The organism is Veillonella sp. AF36-20BH (assembly GCF_003602765.1).
GTDB lineage: Bacteria > Bacillota > Negativicutes > Veillonellales > Veillonellaceae > Veillonella > Veillonella hominis.
Genome location: NZ_QTLR01000001.1, coordinates 354659 through 370768 on the forward strand (window position 1 = coordinate 354659; position 16110 = coordinate 370768).

At 35.6% G+C, this 16110-nt stretch carries 20 protein-coding genes and 1 riboswitch; all 20 genes read left to right on the forward strand.

Annotated features, from left to right (window positions below):
- The first annotated feature begins 16 nt into the window (after positions 1-16).
- Positions 17-1090, forward strand: a complete 1074-nt coding sequence (locus DW000_RS01760; RefSeq protein WP_120054775.1) for a Xaa-Pro peptidase family protein — start codon at positions 17-19, stop codon at positions 1088-1090.
- A gap of 15 nt (positions 1091-1105) precedes the next feature.
- Positions 1106-1663, forward strand: coding sequence for an elongation factor P (gene efp / locus DW000_RS01765; protein ID WP_004695799.1), 558 nt, complete (start codon positions 1106-1108; stop codon positions 1661-1663).
- 135 nt (positions 1664-1798) lie between these two features.
- Positions 1799-2179, forward strand: a complete 381-nt coding sequence (locus DW000_RS01770; protein ID WP_004695801.1) for an Asp23/Gls24 family envelope stress response protein — start codon at positions 1799-1801, stop codon at positions 2177-2179.
- Positions 2180-2190: 11 nt separating this feature from the next.
- The gene (locus tag DW000_RS01775; protein ID WP_004695803.1) at positions 2191-2586 is read left to right on the forward strand and encodes an Asp23/Gls24 family envelope stress response protein; all 396 of its coding nucleotides are present in this window, start codon (positions 2191-2193) and stop codon (positions 2584-2586) included.
- Positions 2576-2980: a transcription antitermination factor NusB gene (gene nusB / locus DW000_RS01780; RefSeq protein ID WP_120054776.1), complete on the forward strand. Its 405-nt coding sequence runs from the start codon at positions 2576-2578 to the stop codon at positions 2978-2980. The genes DW000_RS01775 and nusB overlap by 11 nt, the downstream gene beginning before the upstream one ends.
- Complete coding sequence (locus tag DW000_RS01785) at positions 2980-3933, forward strand: metallohydrolase (protein WP_120054777.1); 954 nt, start codon at positions 2980-2982, stop codon at positions 3931-3933. Before nusB ends, DW000_RS01785 begins: the two co-directional genes overlap by 1 nt.
- Positions 3934-3935: 2 nt before the next feature.
- The gene (gene xseA / locus DW000_RS01790; protein ID WP_120054778.1) at positions 3936-5159 is read left to right on the forward strand and encodes an exodeoxyribonuclease VII large subunit; all 1224 of its coding nucleotides are present in this window, start codon (positions 3936-3938) and stop codon (positions 5157-5159) included.
- On the forward strand, positions 5134-5340 hold the full coding sequence (xseB, locus tag DW000_RS01795) for an exodeoxyribonuclease VII small subunit (RefSeq protein ID WP_004697322.1): 207 nt from the start codon (positions 5134-5136) through the stop codon (positions 5338-5340). Before xseA ends, xseB begins: the two co-directional genes overlap by 26 nt.
- A 9-nt stretch (positions 5341-5349) precedes the next feature.
- Positions 5350-6228 carry a polyprenyl synthetase family protein gene (locus tag DW000_RS01800; RefSeq protein WP_012864361.1) on the forward strand — a complete coding sequence of 293 codons (879 nt, stop codon included), beginning with the start codon at positions 5350-5352 and terminating at the stop codon, positions 6226-6228.
- Between the two features lie 28 nt (positions 6229-6256).
- Positions 6257-6736 carry a divergent PAP2 family protein gene (locus DW000_RS01805; RefSeq protein WP_004695814.1) on the forward strand — a complete coding sequence of 160 codons (480 nt, stop codon included), beginning with the start codon at positions 6257-6259 and terminating at the stop codon, positions 6734-6736.
- Positions 6733-7536, forward strand: a complete 804-nt coding sequence (locus DW000_RS01810) for a TlyA family RNA methyltransferase (protein WP_120054779.1) — start codon at positions 6733-6735, stop codon at positions 7534-7536. The genes DW000_RS01805 and DW000_RS01810 overlap by 4 nt, the downstream gene beginning before the upstream one ends.
- Positions 7537-7545: 9 nt before the next feature.
- Positions 7546-8430 carry an NAD(+)/NADH kinase gene (locus DW000_RS01815; protein ID WP_004697273.1) on the forward strand — a complete coding sequence of 295 codons (885 nt, stop codon included), beginning with the start codon at positions 7546-7548 and terminating at the stop codon, positions 8428-8430.
- Positions 8431-8454: 24 nt separating this feature from the next.
- Positions 8455-9030, forward strand: a complete 576-nt coding sequence (locus DW000_RS01820) for a class I SAM-dependent methyltransferase (RefSeq protein WP_120054780.1) — start codon at positions 8455-8457, stop codon at positions 9028-9030.
- Between the two features lie 320 nt (positions 9031-9350).
- The gene (gene argR, locus DW000_RS01825; RefSeq protein WP_004695825.1) at positions 9351-9806 is read left to right on the forward strand and encodes an arginine repressor; all 456 of its coding nucleotides are present in this window, start codon (positions 9351-9353) and stop codon (positions 9804-9806) included.
- Positions 9807-9810: 4 nt separating this feature from the next.
- On the forward strand, positions 9811-11475 hold the full coding sequence (gene recN / locus DW000_RS01830; protein WP_119562959.1) for a DNA repair protein RecN: 1665 nt from the start codon (positions 9811-9813) through the stop codon (positions 11473-11475).
- Positions 11476-11516: 41 nt separating this feature from the next.
- Positions 11517-11689, forward strand: a riboswitch (Lysine riboswitch).
- 76 nt (positions 11690-11765) lie between these two features.
- The gene (dapB, locus tag DW000_RS01835) at positions 11766-12563 is read left to right on the forward strand and encodes a 4-hydroxy-tetrahydrodipicolinate reductase (RefSeq protein WP_060919801.1); all 798 of its coding nucleotides are present in this window, start codon (positions 11766-11768) and stop codon (positions 12561-12563) included.
- Between the two features lie 23 nt (positions 12564-12586).
- Positions 12587-13618 carry an aspartate-semialdehyde dehydrogenase gene (locus DW000_RS01840; RefSeq protein WP_120054781.1) on the forward strand — a complete coding sequence of 344 codons (1032 nt, stop codon included), beginning with the start codon at positions 12587-12589 and terminating at the stop codon, positions 13616-13618.
- Between the two features lie 21 nt (positions 13619-13639).
- Positions 13640-14527: a 4-hydroxy-tetrahydrodipicolinate synthase gene (gene dapA / locus DW000_RS01845; RefSeq protein WP_120054782.1), complete on the forward strand. Its 888-nt coding sequence runs from the start codon at positions 13640-13642 to the stop codon at positions 14525-14527.
- 270 nt (positions 14528-14797) lie between these two features.
- Complete coding sequence (panD, locus tag DW000_RS01850; RefSeq protein ID WP_120054783.1) at positions 14798-15190, forward strand: aspartate 1-decarboxylase; 393 nt, start codon at positions 14798-14800, stop codon at positions 15188-15190.
- A gap of 70 nt (positions 15191-15260) precedes the next feature.
- Complete coding sequence (gene panC / locus DW000_RS01855; RefSeq protein WP_120054784.1) at positions 15261-16103, forward strand: pantoate--beta-alanine ligase; 843 nt, start codon at positions 15261-15263, stop codon at positions 16101-16103.
- Positions 16104-16110 lie beyond the last annotated feature (7 nt).

A 16110-nucleotide genomic window follows, 5' to 3' on the forward strand; every position in this document is an offset into this window, starting at 1 on the left:
GACTAGGAGCAAGATTATGAATGGATTAAATCTGCTACAACAGTATATTAAAGAGCAAGAATTAACAGGCGTCATTTTAATAAGCCCTATAAATTTACATTATTTTGCAGGCTTTACTGGTACTACAGGCTTTGCTATCATTACTCAAGATAAAGCCTTTATGATTACTGATTTCAGATATACTGAACAAGCAACAAAACAATGTGAAGGGTACACAGTTATTCAATATGAAACAACTGTTATGGATACTCTTGTAGATATATTCAATGAATATCATATTCACGAAAGTTTATTCGGTATAGAAGGCAAACAAATGCCTGTGGATACGTATGAAACTTTATGTGATACATTAGATGAACGCTTTAATTTTACATCTATCAATTTTGCAAAACTACGTGCGGTTAAGCGTGAAGATGAATTAGACTTATTGCGTAAAGCTGCTAAAATTGGTGATGGTGCTTTTGCTGCCTTGCTACCACAACTAAAGGTAGGGATGACAGAAAACGAAGCGCGCATTATATTAGAATCAGAAATGTTAAAACGTGGATCAGAGGAACCTTCCTTTGCAACCATTGTTGCTTCTGGTAATCGTTCTAGTATGCCTCATGGTGTAGCCAGTGATAAGGTCATTGAAGCAGGTGATTTTGTTACCTTTGACTTTGGTGCAGTATATAAGGGTTATCATTCTGATATGACTAGAACTATTGTAATGGGGCCTGCCTCTGAATTACAAAAGAACCTGTATGGTATAGTTTTAGAAGCACAAAAACGTGGCGTAGCTGCAGTTCGGGCTGGTATTACTGGTAAAGAACTTGATGCAGTTTGTCGTGATTATATTAAAGAACATGGATATACCAAGGAATTTAATCATGGTACTGGGCATGGCGTAGGTCTTGAGATTCACGAAGAACCAGTAGCCAATACTAAATCCGATACGGTATTTACAGAAAATATGATCATTACGGTAGAACCTGGCATTTATATAACAGGTACTATCGGATTGAGAATAGAGGATAGTGTCATCGTCAAATCTGACGGCTATGAGGTGTTGACACATAGTCCAAAAGAGTTAATTGAAATAGGTATTTAGAAGGAGAAGAGTTAGATGATTTCCAGTAATGATTTTCGTCCAGGTGTAACCGTTGAAATTGACGGTAATGTATGGCAAGTAGTTGATTTTCAACACGTTAAACCAGGTAAAGGTGCTGCATTCGTACGTACTAAAATGAAAAACTTGCAAACTGGTTCTGTAGTTGAGCGTACATTTAATGCAGGTGAAAAAGTGCCTAAAGCACATGTTGATCGTCGTCGTATGCAATACTTATATGAATCTGATGGCTCTTATACATTCATGGATAACGAAACTTATGATCAAGTTGAACTTACCCTTGAACAATTAGGTGATGCTAAAAACTTCCTTCTTGAAAATATGGAAGTATCCATCATGTTTTTCCAAGGTATCGTAATCGGTATCGATTTACCTGTAGCTGTTGAACTTCGCGTAGTTGAAACAGATCCTGGTATCCGTGGCGATACTGCGACTGGTGGTAATAAACCAGCCGTATTAGAAACAGGCTACACTGTAAAAGTACCTCTCTTCATTGAAGTAGATGATGTACTTCGTATTGATACTCGTACAGGACAATACATCGAACGTGCCTAATACTCATTGATATGTATTGGGGCAAGATCTTTTCAAGGAATCTTATTCCCCATATATCGTAACATTTGCACTGTAAGCACTTGTCGTCTATGTAATTATATATAGGGACAGGTGCTTTTTTTGAAAGAGGCCAGTATGACCAAGAAAAATACTGAACTAGAGTCGGGTAAGATTAAGATTAACGATGATGTATATGCTACAATTGTAACAATGACAGCGCTTGACACAAAGGGAATTCATCATATGAGTTCCACCTTTAATGATGGCGTTAACACTTTTTTTAGACGTAAATCCGATCATGAAGGTGTTAAGATATCCTTTAACGATGAAGGAGCAATATCAGTTACACTATATGTGTGCATTCAGTATGGATATCGTATTCCTGATGTTGTTTTACGTCTACAAGAGCGCATTAAAACTGCTTTAGTCTCTTATACAGAAATTGAGGTTCAAACTATTGATGTAGTTGTACAAGACATTATTTTTGATGATTTAGTAACACCTCAACAGCCATAGGAGGTATCTCTATGAGTTCAGATAATCAATTAAATTATGGTTTAGACACGGATACCATTGATATTGCAGATTCTGTCATCATTGATGTAGCAACAAAAACTTTAGGAACCATTCCTGGTATTCATTCTTTAAGCCCACGCTTTTACGATGAGTTGGTAGAGGGTATTACACATGCTTTTGGTCAGCGTAGCTTACCTGGTATCAATGTAAAGCATCGTAAAGGTTTTATTGAAATTAACATTTATATTAAAGCATTGTATGGATATAATCTCATTGAATTATCAAAACAATTGCAATTAGAAATCAAACAAACCTTAAAAAATATGCTAGATCTTGATCATATTAAGGTTGATGTGCATATTGAAGGTATTGTAAAAGAAAAGGAGCCAGTTTTACATGGTAACTAAGCGAAATCGGCGAGAGGCTCGTCAATACGCATTCCAAATGTTATATGCCAATGAATTTCATACTGATCAAAATGATGTTCAATTTCCTGAAGGAAACATTCATAAAGCAATGGATAAGGCATATGCAAATAGTATTATAGAGGGTGTACTATCAAACACTGAAGCAATTGATGCTACATTACAGCCATTCTGTAAATCTCGTAAAGTAGCAAATTTAGATAAGGTGGATCGTTCTATTTTACGTATTGCCGTTTGGGAAATGACAAATAAAGCGGAAGCTTTAGAGCCATCCATTGCTATTAATGAAGCCATTCAATTAGCAAAAGAGTTTGGATCTGATGCATCTTATAAATTAATTAATGCAATCTTAGACGCATACAATAAGAGTAAATAATGAAACGATATTACTTAGGCATTGATACGAGCTGTTACACCACAAGTTGTGCCATTGTAGATAGCGACTTTCACATAGTAGGGGAAGCACGTAAAATCTTAGAGGTAAAACCAGGTGAGCGAGGACTACAACAATCAAATATGGTCTTTCAGCATATAAAGGCATTACCTAAGCTAATGTCAGAATTACCTCAGGTATCGATTAGCGGTATCGGTGTTAGTGGCTTTCCACGGCGCGAAGAAAATTCGTATATGCCAGCCTTTATGGTTGGGTTAGGCCAAGGAGAAACCTTGAGTCATCTTATGAATGTACCTTTACATATTTTTGCACATCAAGAGAATCATATATTAGCTGCTTTGAGGGATTTAAAAAATATTCCTAATGAGCCATTTTTGGCATTACATCTATCAGGTGGCACGACAGAACTAGTATATTGCCATTATCAAGGAAACGGTATTTTTGAATCTCACATCGTTGGTGGTTCTAAAGATTTACAAGGGGGGCAATATGTTGATCGTATAGGTGTCGCATTAGGCTTACCATTTCCTGCAGGTAAACATTTAGAGGCTTTAGCATTACAAACTACAGAATATGAACCATTGCCATCATCTGTAAAAGACGGATGGATTAGCTTTGCCGGTCCTTGTAGTGCTGCTATGCGGCGTATAAATAACGCTATGAGTGATATAGATAAATCTAAGTTAGCTAGAGCTGTTTTTACTTCCATTGGAAATGCTCTAGAAAAAATGATTACTTATCATACTAAAGAGAAACCTGTACGTACACTTATCGCTGTAGGTGGTGTGATGAGTAATAGTTTACTTCGTAAGCGCATGGAAATTTGTTGTAAACGTAATCGTCTCCAATTACATGTAGCGCAGACACAATTTTCTGTTGATAATGCCACAGGTAATGCTTTTGGTGCTGCATATTTACAAGAATCTAGAGGATAATCGTGAATGTACTAACCATTACACAATTGAACAATCTCATAAAGCGTACTTTAGACCGTGAATATCTATTAAAGAATGTATATGTAAGTGGTACAATCATTAATGCAAAATGCCATAGTAGTGGACATATGTATTTTTCTTTAAAAGATGAGGAATCTGCTATTGATGTGACAATGTGGTCTAGTACAGTCATGCAAAAGGGACTAGTTAATGCCATTCAAAATGGTTTATTAGTAACTGTAAAAGCATCTGTTAACTTTTACAATAAAATGGGCCGTTTAAATCTCATTGCATCAGATATGCAGATAGGTGCTAAAAGTCCGTTACAGCTTGAATTTGACGCTCTAAAACGAGCGTTAACTGCTTTGGGGTACTTTGATGATAGCCATAAAGTAGGTTTACCCTATATGGCGAGTTGCATTGGTATTGTTACATCCCAATCTGGTGCTGTATTACATGATATTCTACATGTTAGTAAACAACGCAATCCACTAGTTCAATTTAAATTGTTTTCCGTTCCTGTACAAGGTAGTACCGCAGGCCCAATTATAGCAAAAGGAATTGCTACGGCAGATGCTGATCCAGATATTGATGTCATCATCGTTGGTCGTGGTGGTGGATCTATGGAGGACTTGTGGTGTTTCAATGATAGAGCTGTTGTAGAGGCAATTTATAATGCTCATACACCGATTATTTCGGCGGTAGGTCATGAAACAGATTACACCTTATGTGATTATGTAGCTGATGCGCGCGGGGCTACGCCTAGCCATGCTACAGAAATGGCAGTACTTCCAATTACTACATTACAAGATCAGCTGACAGAAAAAGAAGAGTATTTACACGAATATATACGCTATACACTACAACAAAAACGTACAGATTTAACATTGCTCTTTAATCGAAAACTTGGTATTCCAGCTCTGCAATTTTTACATAAGCAAAAATCACACTTACAAGAGCTTTCACAAACTCTAACTAATGCAACTAAAGAACGATGTAATGCAGAGAGACATAGCTTAGCATTATTGGCACAACAGTTAGAGTCGCTAAATCCATTACAAATGATGATTAAAGGTTTTGCAAAGGTTGAGCATGATAACAAACCTATTACATCGGTTGCCCAATTACAACTAAATGACGATATACGAGTTACACTAGCTGATGGTTATATTACTGCTACGGTAAAGGAGGCGCACAAGGATGGCCGCATCACTAAAAAGTTATGAGAAAAAATATAAGGCCTTAGAAGATATTGTTAAGCAATTAGACGATGGGGATATGACCATTTCTGAGCTTTTATCACAATATAAAAAGGGCTTAACTTTGGTAAAAGAATGTGCTGAAATGCTTGACTCTGTTGAAGATGAAGTACAACAAATTATCGAAGAAGTCCGCATCAGCGAATAAGGAGATTCTATGTTCAAAGATTATTTAGCATCTAGCAAACAAAATATTGAACAATGGTTAGGCGAAGTACTTAATAGCCCAAATCAAGAATTTGAACAACTTTATGAATCTATGAATTATAGTTTAATGCAAGGTGGCAAACGAATACGACCTATTTTAACTAAGGCTGTGTTGGAAATGCTTCATAAAGAGCCAGCTGATTATAAGGAATTTCTATGTGCTATGGAGTGTATCCATACGTATTCATTAGTTCATGATGATTTACCAGCTATGGATAATGATGATTATCGTAGAGGTAATTTGACCAATCACAAAGTATACGGTGAGGGACTTGCTATTTTAGCCGGTGATGGGTTATTAACATATGCCTTTCAATTGATGACTTCAAATACAGTTGCTAGTGCACAGCAAAAACTAGATGCTATAAAATGTGTTGCTACTGCGGCTGGTCCTGAAGGTATGGTTGGGGGACAAGCCTTTGATTTGCTCAGCGAAGACAAACATATTCCTTTAGAAGAATTAAAGGTTTTACATACTGGTAAAACAGGTGCACTATTTAACGCTTCTGTAGAATTAGGTCTTATTCTTGGAAGTGCTAATAAGACTACGCGAACAGCCCTTATGGAATATTCTAATTGCCTGGGATTATTATTCCAAATTACTGATGATATTTTAGATGTAACCGGTACTATTGAAGAATTAGGAAAAACACCCGGTAGTGATATTCGCCAACATAAATCTACCTATGTATCTTTACTAGGTTTAGAGCAAGCAAAACATCAAGCCTACTTAGTAGGTAGCCAAGCTCATGATGCGTTAAACTTGGTTTCTTATGATACAACTATACTATCAGCATTAATTGATTATCTTTTAGAACGTACGAATTAATGGGTATTACCTGTAGAAGGTATAAACAATGATTGATATATTACCACAAATAGCACATAATTATATCGCGCAAGCTGCATTTTGGGGCTGGTTTACGGCTCAAGCTATCAAATTTGTATGGCAACTCTTAAGACATGGTAAATTCCGACCAGAGCGCCTTGTTGGATCTGGTGGTTTTCCAAGTTCACATACATCATTTGTAATTGCTACAACAACAGCGATTTATCTTAAAAATGGTGTAACGGATCTATTTATATTATCCTTAGTATTTTCAATTGTTGTTATGTATGATGCGTCTGGTGTACGATTAGAGGCAGGACGACAAGCTCAAATACTTAATCAAATTGTAGATTATTTTACCAAAAAGAATATACCTGTTGTCATTACACGTAAAGAAGCATTAAAAGAGTTGTTGGGACATACACCTATCGAAGTATTTGGTGGTTTAATTCTCGGTATTCTTGTGGCCTTTATTCAGTTTTATTGTATTTATCATGGTGTAATATGAGCAATAAAGAACGATTAGATATACTCCTCGTTAATCGAGGCCTTTTTGAAAGTAGAGAAAAAGCAAAAGCAGCTATTATGGCGGGCCTTATATTTATGGATACTACACGTATAGATAAAGCAGGCACCAAGATTCCTGTGGATGCCAATATTATTGTAAAAGGCAATACTTTACCTTATGTAAGTCGTGGAGGACTTAAATTAGAAAAGGCTATTCAAACTTACCCTATCGATTTACATGGGACTGTGATGATTGATATAGGAGCTAGTACAGGTGGTTTTACAGATTGCGCATTACAAAACGGTGCGTCTAAGGTCTTTGCCATCGATGTAGGATATAATCAATTAGCTTGGAAATTACGCCAAGATTCACGTGTGATTAATATGGAGAAACAAAATATCCGTACTGTTACCGCTGAACAAATAGGTGAACTTGTTGATTTTATTTCTATTGATGTAGCATTTATTTCTTTAGACAAAGTTTTACCAGTAGCTACTAATTTATTAAAAGATACGGGCTCACTTGTGGCCTTAATAAAACCACAATTTGAGGCTGGTAAAGAAAATGTTGGTAAGGGCGGTATAGTGCGAGATAGTGAAATCCATAAAGAAGTTTTACATCGTATTCTACACGTTGCGTATGATTGTGGATTGTATACACATGGCTTAACTTTCTCACCAATTAAAGGTATGGAAGGCAATATAGAGTTTTTAGGTTATTTTAAAAAGTACGAAGAAGGGGCCTTAACCATTGATGATACTTTGATTGATACAGTGGTTGCAGAAGCCCATTCATTATAGGAGATTACTATGCGTATCGGATTCTTCCCCAATATGGGGAAAAGCAATATTATGGCAGTTCTAAAAATGGCTGCACATATTTGTAAAGATGAAGGTATCGAAGTATTTTTGCCAGATGATCTCGAATCAGATGCACCTGCACGAGTACTTAAGATTCCTGAAACTCATATTTTAAGTCGTCCAGAAATCTTCAAACAAATAGATATTGCCTTTAGTTTTGGTGGTGATGGTACCATCATCCATCTTGCAAGACAAATTTATCCATATAATGTACCTGTTTGTGGTATTAATCTTGGCGAACTAGGTTTTTTAAATCAAATTGAAATTCATCAAATGCAAAGTCATATTAAACGTATTGCTAATGGTGATTATAATATTGAAAAGCGTGGACATTTATATGCTTATATAGAACGTCATAAGGGTAAAGAGGAAGAACTAGTTCCTATCATTAACGAAATTGTTATCACTCGTGCTGAGCCTGCTAAAATGGCGCGAATTAATATGTCTATTAATAATCAACACACGCAAATGTATCCATCGGATGGTTTAATTATTTCCTCTGCTACAGGTTCTACCGGCTATAATCTATCGGCTGGTGGTCCAATCATGAAACCAGATAATCGGTCCATCATTGTCACCCCAGTAGCGCCACACTTAATTCAAGGTGTAAGCCTTGTTTTAGAGGAACATGATACGATTCAAATTACAATGCCGGAAAGAGAACCACAATTACATATTTGTATTGATGGTACATTTGACTATACTTTTACAAATAAAGAAACCTTACATATAAGCTCTAACCCTGTATATTGTTTATTTGTACGATTCAAGGATCAATGTTTCTTTGGTACACTATTTAAAAAGTTAGCATCTCGTCGAGATGAATTGTTATAACCAAATCTCAAGTGGGGTGGTTTTGTGATTAACATTAACAATGCTGTTCAATTCCAACATTTAATCTGGGATCGATGTATGGAAAATGCCAAAGTGGTAGTAGATGCTACTTGTGGTAATGGCCATGATCTTTTATACCTTTCTAAACGGGCACAAAAAGCATGCCATCTATATGGAATTGATATTCAAATGAAAGCTATTAAAACTAGCAAAGAGCTTTTACAATCAAATGCTATTGCACCAGAAGTAAGTTTAACGTTTATTCATGACTCTCATGATTTGGCAGTAGCTCATCAATTAAAAGATGAAGTTATTGATTTAATGATTTTTAACCTTGGATATTTACCTGGAGGAGATCACCAAGTTGTAACAAAACCTCACCAAACCATTGATGCCATAAATGAAGGTTTACACAAACTTTCCAAGTCTGGAGTTATTACAATAGTTGCTTACCCTGGAACAACAGAGGGATTTGAAGAAATGCAGTCTCTTAAATCGTATTTATCAGATTTAGATCAGAAAATATATAATGTATGCCATTGGCATCCGATGAACCAAATACATAATCCACCTGAGTTATTTATATTGCAAAAACGATAAAACGAAATATATCTTTATTCATTATGAATAAAACTCATACTCAGTTAGTAAAACCCCCTTTATAGGGGATTTTAATTATACATGTATATTTTTCTATTTTTAAATTATTAATTCCCTATAAATAGATGAACCTTATGAGCTATGAATTTGCACGTTATCAATATATAGAATATTAACAATATTTTAAATATTAATATAATATGCATAAGACGTATAATATATGCGATTTATACCATATATTAATTATGAATATATGGTATAATATTATCAGAAAGATACTATTCTCTTTTATGTGCAAGGTTTAAAAAAGGGAGTTCAAAATGAAACGCTATCGCTATAACAAAATTAAAGAGATCGTGCAGTCCAAGGCGATTGAAACACAAGAGGAATTAGCTGCGGCTTTACTAGAAGAAGGTATTGAAGTTACACAAGCTACAGTTTCTCGTGATATTAAGGAATTAATGTTAATCAAAATTCCTACAGGCGATGGACATTATCGTTATGCATTATCTCCAGAGGAAAATGTAGTTTTATCTCGTAGTCGTATTAACCGACTATTCCAAGATTCTTTGATTAAGGTTGATCACAGTTTAAACCAAGTTGTATTACATACAATCCCTGGTTCTGCTCAATCTGTAGCATTTTCTATCGACCATGCAAAATGGACTGAAATTATTGGTACATTAGCAGGGGACGATACTATTTTGTTAATTGCAAAATCCGAAGCTGAAGTTCCAGCAATTTTAGCGAAAATTCAAGATTTAATGAAGGACTAATAATATGTTAACGCAAATGAGCATTCGCAACTTTGCGTTGATTGAGCAAATGAATATTTCATTTAATGATGGCATTACTATCTTTACCGGCGAAACTGGGGCAGGGAAATCCATTCTTATGGATGCCTTTAGTATCCTATTAGGAGAACGCGCAAGTAGCGAGTTTATTCGTCACGGTAAAGATAGTTTTGTTATTGATGGAATATTTGATATTGCTAATCACCAAAGTATTCAAGACCTATTAGAGTCTAAAAATATCATGATAGAAGAAGGCCAGTTAATTCTATCAAGATCTTTTAACCGTAATGGCAAATCTAGTATATTGGCTAATGATCAACCAATACCTTTAAAAGCTTTAAAGGAGATTGGTCAATACTTAGCAGATATTCACGGACAATATAGCAACCAACGTTTACTAGACGCTGATACACACCATGAATATTTAGATACTTTTAATAAAGAAGGAAAGGAAGCCTATAAAGCTTATACTGATGCGTATAAAATTTATAAGCAAGCAAAACAAGATGTAGATCATTTACAAGAAAATATGTCTGAGCGAGCCCGGGAGCTTGATATGCTTAGATACCAAATCGATGAAATTGAAGATGCTGGTCTGAGTGTTGGTGAAGATGTAACTATTGCAGAAGAACTTAAGCGTCTTGACAGTTTTGAACATATCGATAAGGTTTTAGGTTCTTGTTATGATGCCTTTTATAATGGACGTCAACCATTACTTGATACGATTAACTCGATTAAGGTAGAGGTTAATGATCTAGTAAAATATGACAGCGAGTTAAAAGAAGTCTCAGAAATGGTGGACTCTGCTTATTTCCAACTAGAAGAAGCTGCACAATCTTTAGATCGTTACAGGGATACTATCAGCTACGATGAAGAGCGTTATAAATATTGCCAAGACAGAGATACCACAATTTATAGCTTAAAGAAAAAATATGGTGAAACCGTAGAAGATATTCTAGCATACGAAGAAAAGGCGCAATCTCGTTTAGAAGAACTAGAAGACCTTGTATTTGCTCAAGATGAATTAGAAACTCGTCTTGAAGAAGCAAAAAAGGTAGCAGAAGAAGCGTTAACAGTTTTACACGAGGTACGTCAAAAAAATGCAAAAGATATTGCTACGGCCTTACATCAAGAATTAGTGGATCTAGGGATGCCCAAAGGGGATATTCAATTTCATATTGAAGAGGGGACTGAGTTATCCTCATTAGGTGCAAAGTCTATTGAAATGCTATTCTCTGCGAATAAAGGGGAACAGTTATTACCTCTACATAAAGTAGCATCTGGCGGTGAGTTAGCTCGCATTGCATTAGCCTTTAAATCAGTATTCCGTAGTGACGCTTTTAAAACGATGGTATTTGACGAAATTGACGTTGGTATCAGTGGTGATATAGCACTTAAGGTGGCAGAAAAAATACTTAATTTATCTAGAACAAATCAAGTATTTTGTATTACTCATTTGCCTCAAACTGCAAGTATTGCGAAACAACACTATCATCTATCTAAAATCGAGCAAGATGATCGTACAATCTCTACATTAGTAGTCTTAAATGAGGACGAACGAGTAACACAAATCGCGTCTATGATGTCTGGTAAGGGAATGTCTGCTACAGCACTTGCGGCGGCGAAAGAACTTATTGACCATTTTAATTGACTAAAATCGCATAATTACTTATACTAATAGTATTAAATGAATATGTTGATAGAGGTGCGAGTATTAAGAGTAATCATGAGGAGTAGGCATGCATTGATCCATGATAAAAGGGATGCTTGCCGAAGTTCGATGATTGCGACTCATCGTTCTGGTTGTCTATTTAATAGATAGACAACTGTCATCAATCTTGTATTGGTGGAGTGCTATCATTGAGCTTTTCATAAGAGTATATATAGCTATATAATCTATAAGGCCAGTGGATGCATCCACTGGCTTTTTTGGAGGTATATATGATTCGAGTAATGGTAAATGGCGCTGGCGGCAAAATGGGTCGTGAAGTTGTCAAAGCAGTACATAACGATCCTGATTTAACATTAGTTGGTGGTATTGATCCGACTAAGGCAGGGGAAGATGTAGGCTCTGTAGCAGGAATCGAACAATTAGGTATCAAGATGAATGCCTCCATCGATGAGGTATTAGATACAAATAAACCTGATGTGATTGTAGATTTCACTAATCCTGCAGTTATTTATGAAAACGCGAAGAAAATGTTATCCGCTGGTATTCATGTAGTCATCGGTACTACAGGATTGACCGCAGAACAACGTGATGAACTTGATACAATAGGTCGTTCCAATCAAGCGAATTGCTTAGTGGCACCAAACTTTTCTCTTGGGGCGGTAATGATGATGAAAGTGTCTGCAGAGCTCGCTCCATATTTCCCTAATGTAGAAATTATAGAATTACATCATAATCACAAATACGATGCGCCTTCTGGCACAGCTATTTTAACAGCTAAATTGATTAACGATGCTAAACAAGCTGCTAAGGTAACTGCTGATGAGGATTTAACTCGTGAAAGCTTACCAGGTGCTCGTGGTGCTAAGGTTGACGATGTAACAATTCATAGTGTACGCCTTCCAGGTTATGTGGCTCATCAAGAAGTATTATTTGGTGGTTATGATGAAACATTAACCATACGTCATGATAGCTTAAGCCGTTTATCTTTTATGCCAGGCGTAGTATTAGCATGTAAAAAAATTAGTTCTAAAACTGGCTTAACATACGGTTTAGAACATTATTTATAATATTTGTGCAAGGAGATGTATCAATGAAAAAACCTAATGTTGCTATTCTAGGTGCTACTGGTGCAGTAGGTGCTGAATTTATTACACTTATTGAAGAACGTAACTTTCCTTATGAAAACTTAAAACTATTAGCTTCCACTCGTTCTGCAGGTACAGAACTTACTGTGAATGGTAAAACATATATTGTAGAAGAAGCAAAACCTGAATCTTTTGATAATATTGATATTGCATTATTTGCAGGTGGCTCTATATCTAAAACATTAGCGCCTGAAGTCGCTAAACGCGGTGCTATTGTAATCGATAACTCTAGTGCATTTCGTATGGATCCTGAAGTTCCACTCGTAGTACCAGAAGTTAACCCAGAAGATATTTTGAAACATAAAGGTATCATTGCAAATCCTAACTGCTCTACAATTATCATGAGTTTAGGATTAAAACCTCTTCATGATCTCTCTCCAATTAAACGTGTAGTTGTAAGTACATACCAAGCTGTATCTGGGGCAGGCAAAGAAGGTATTGAAGAACTTGAAAATCAAGTAAAACAATATATTGCAGGCGAAGAAATGACAGCAAATCTGTTACCAACAGGATCTGCTCCTAAACACTATCCTGTAGCATTCAACTTATTGCCACAAATTGATGTGTTCTTAGAAAATGATTATACTAAAGAAGAAATGAAGATGGTTTACGAAACGCAAAAAATTCTTCATGACGAAACTATTCAAGTAGTTCCAACTACAGTTCGTGTTCCTGTATATCGCTCTCATTCTGAATCTGTCTTGGTAGAAACAGCAGAACCGGTATCTGTAGAGGCTTTCAAAGCGGCATGTGAAAAATTCCCTGGTTTACAAGTTAAAGATAATCCTGCTGAACAAATTTACCCTATGCCATTGTATACATCTAATCAAAATGACTGTGAAATTGGTCGTATTCGTAAAGACTTATACAATGACAACGGTATGAACTTCTGGATTGTAGGGGACCAAATTCGTAAAGGTGCAGCTCTTAACGCGTTGCAAATTGCTGAATACTTGGTGGAAAAACAAGCATTTTAATCTATCAAGGGGAGGACATATATGAAAACCTTTGGTCGAGTGTTAACAGCTATGGTGACATCCTTTAATAGTGATGGATCCGTAAATATTGAAAATTGTGTTGCTATCGCCAATCATCTGTTAGATAATGGCTCTGATGGTCTTGTAGTTTGTGGTACAACGGGTGAAAACCCAACTATGTCTAGAGACGAAAAATTAGCTCTATTTAATGCAATTGCAAAAGAATGTGGACATAAAGGTTCAATTATTGCCAATGTAGGTAGTAACGATACAAAAGCTTCTGCAGACTTTGTAAAGGAAGTCTCTAACATCGATGGTATCGATGGTTTGCTAGTTGTAGTACCTTATTACAATAAACCGAACCAACAAGGCCAATATTTGCATTTTAAAACTATTGCAGAAGCTACTACATTGCCAATTATGGTGTATAATGTACCAAGTCGTGTAGGGACAGGTATTTTCCCAACTACCTTAGTTCAACTACATAACGAATATCCACATATTTGTGCTATCAAAGAGGCAAGTGGTAATTTAATGATTGCTTCTGAAATTAAGCGCTTAATGCCTGGAGATGATTTCATGGTATATAGTGGGGACGATGGTCTTACATTACCGATGTTATCTGTTGGAGGATGTGGAGTTGTATCTGTAGTATCTCATGTAGCAGGCAAAGATATGAATGCTATGATTCAAGCTTATGAATCTGGCCATAACTACGAAGCGATTCGTATTCATCAAGCTTTATCAGAAATTATAAAAGCGATGTTCATCACCACAAATCCGATTCCTGTTAAATATGCAGCCCGTAAAATTGGCTTACCTGTGGGAAAATTTAATTTACCAATGTGTGAACCAACGGCTGATGAAGCAGCATATATTGATAAAGCATTAGCAGAATATCTAAAATAAAATATTAGTATAAAATAAAAACCAGTAACTACATTGTAGCTACTGGTTTTTATTTTATACTACAATCACTGTTATTTTTGATTAGAGTCACATTATTTGTATTATATTAATTGTATTTTAATGTAAAAATTTACAATTATGGTATAATTTCTCTGGAGATAGTATTTTTAACTATACTCTAGTCTACTGTTAATTCATGATAAACAGACAAATTGTGAAAGTTCGAACCGACCAATATGGCGGGTACATTTAAAACACAAGGAGTTTAGCATGATACTAACAATGTTAAAAGGTAAAATTCACAGGGCTACTGTGACACAAGCAGAGCTTGATTATGTAGGGAGCATTACAATTGATACAGATTTATTGAATGCATCCGGAATACGAGAATATGAACAAGTTCAAATTGTAAATATTAATAATGGAGCACGTTTTAGTACATATACTATTGCCGGAGAAGCAGGTAGTGGTGTTATATGTTTAAATGGTGCTGCTGCACGACATGTGCAAGTACATGATAAGATAATTATCATGTGTTATGCACAGCTTGATGAAAGCGAAGTTGAGAGCCATAATCCTCTCGTTGTATTTGTAGATAATAGTAATAAGATAAGTCATATAAAAAACTATGAGAAACATGGTTTATTAGTTGATCAAAAATAATTGTCATTGATCGAATTACAGTAGACTGTATAGGACTATCTTCGTATTTACAATATAACGGAGGAATATAATGGAAGTTATAACAACTATCGAAAATGTACGGAATACAGTAAATAGCTGGAGAAAAGAAGGTTACTCAATTGGTTTTGTACCAACCATGGGATTCTTACATGAAGGACATGCTGCATTAATAGATCAAGCTAGAAAATATAATGATAAGGTCATTGTCTCTATATTTGTAAATCCTATTCAATTTGGAGAAAATGAAGACTTAAGTACTTACCCTCGTGATATTAATAGCGATAAAAAGTTATGTGAATTACATGGTGTCGATCTTATTTTTGCTCCAAATCCGGAGGAAATGTACCAAGATAAAAAGGCATTTGTAAACATTGCGGATTTATCTGATACATTGTGTGGTATTCGCAGACCAATTCACTTTAAAGGCGTTTGCACTGTGGTGGCAAAATTCTTTAATATTATTCAACCAACAAATGCGTTTTTTGGTGAAAAAGACGCACAGCAATTAGCCATTATACGTAAAATGGTCTTTGATTTAAATTTTCCTGTCAGTATTATTGGTGTTCCCATTGTTCGTGAAAAAGATGGTTTAGCAAAATCTTCTCGTAATACATATTTGTCTAGTGAAGAACGGAAAGCTGCAACCATATTGTATAAAGCTATTCAATTGGGCAAACAAACTATACAATATGGTTGCCCTGCTAAATGTATCATTGATACTATGACAGACATTATACAAACCGAACCACTTGCTAAAATAGATTATATTTCAGTTGTTGATGCTAAGACTATGCAACCTATACAAGAGGTTACTGCCCCAGTATTAGTGGCTATGGCTATATATATTGGTTCTACACGACTTATCGATAACTTCTCATACGATCCAAAATAAGGAGAGA

Coding starts and splice junctions, on each gene's coding strand:
- dapA (WP_120054782.1), top strand. CDS start 13,640: ATGAAAACCTTTGGTCGAGTGTTAACAGCTATGGTGACATCCTTTAAT.
- nusB (WP_120054776.1), top strand. CDS start 2,576: ATGGTAACTAAGCGAAATCGGCGAGAGGCTCGTCAATACGCATTCCAA.
- recN (WP_119562959.1), top strand. CDS start 9,811: ATGTTAACGCAAATGAGCATTCGCAACTTTGCGTTGATTGAGCAAATG.
- DW000_RS01815 (WP_004697273.1), top strand. CDS start 7,546: ATGCGTATCGGATTCTTCCCCAATATGGGGAAAAGCAATATTATGGCA.
- efp (WP_004695799.1), top strand. CDS start 1,106: ATGATTTCCAGTAATGATTTTCGTCCAGGTGTAACCGTTGAAATTGAC.
- DW000_RS01805 (WP_004695814.1), top strand. CDS start 6,257: ATGATTGATATATTACCACAAATAGCACATAATTATATCGCGCAAGCT.
- DW000_RS01775 (WP_004695803.1), top strand. CDS start 2,191: ATGAGTTCAGATAATCAATTAAATTATGGTTTAGACACGGATACCATT.
- xseB (WP_004697322.1), top strand. CDS start 5,134: ATGGCCGCATCACTAAAAAGTTATGAGAAAAAATATAAGGCCTTAGAA.
- DW000_RS01760 (WP_120054775.1), top strand. CDS start 17: ATGAATGGATTAAATCTGCTACAACAGTATATTAAAGAGCAAGAATTA.
- panD (WP_120054783.1), top strand. CDS start 14,798: ATGATACTAACAATGTTAAAAGGTAAAATTCACAGGGCTACTGTGACA.
- argR (WP_004695825.1), top strand. CDS start 9,351: ATGAAACGCTATCGCTATAACAAAATTAAAGAGATCGTGCAGTCCAAG.
- dapB (WP_060919801.1), top strand. CDS start 11,766: ATGATTCGAGTAATGGTAAATGGCGCTGGCGGCAAAATGGGTCGTGAA.
- DW000_RS01770 (WP_004695801.1), top strand. CDS start 1,799: ATGACCAAGAAAAATACTGAACTAGAGTCGGGTAAGATTAAGATTAAC.
- DW000_RS01810 (WP_120054779.1), top strand. CDS start 6,733: ATGAGCAATAAAGAACGATTAGATATACTCCTCGTTAATCGAGGCCTT.
- DW000_RS01800 (WP_012864361.1), top strand. CDS start 5,350: ATGTTCAAAGATTATTTAGCATCTAGCAAACAAAATATTGAACAATGG.
- DW000_RS01785 (WP_120054777.1), top strand. CDS start 2,980: ATGAAACGATATTACTTAGGCATTGATACGAGCTGTTACACCACAAGT.
- DW000_RS01840 (WP_120054781.1), top strand. CDS start 12,587: ATGAAAAAACCTAATGTTGCTATTCTAGGTGCTACTGGTGCAGTAGGT.
- panC (WP_120054784.1), top strand. CDS start 15,261: ATGGAAGTTATAACAACTATCGAAAATGTACGGAATACAGTAAATAGC.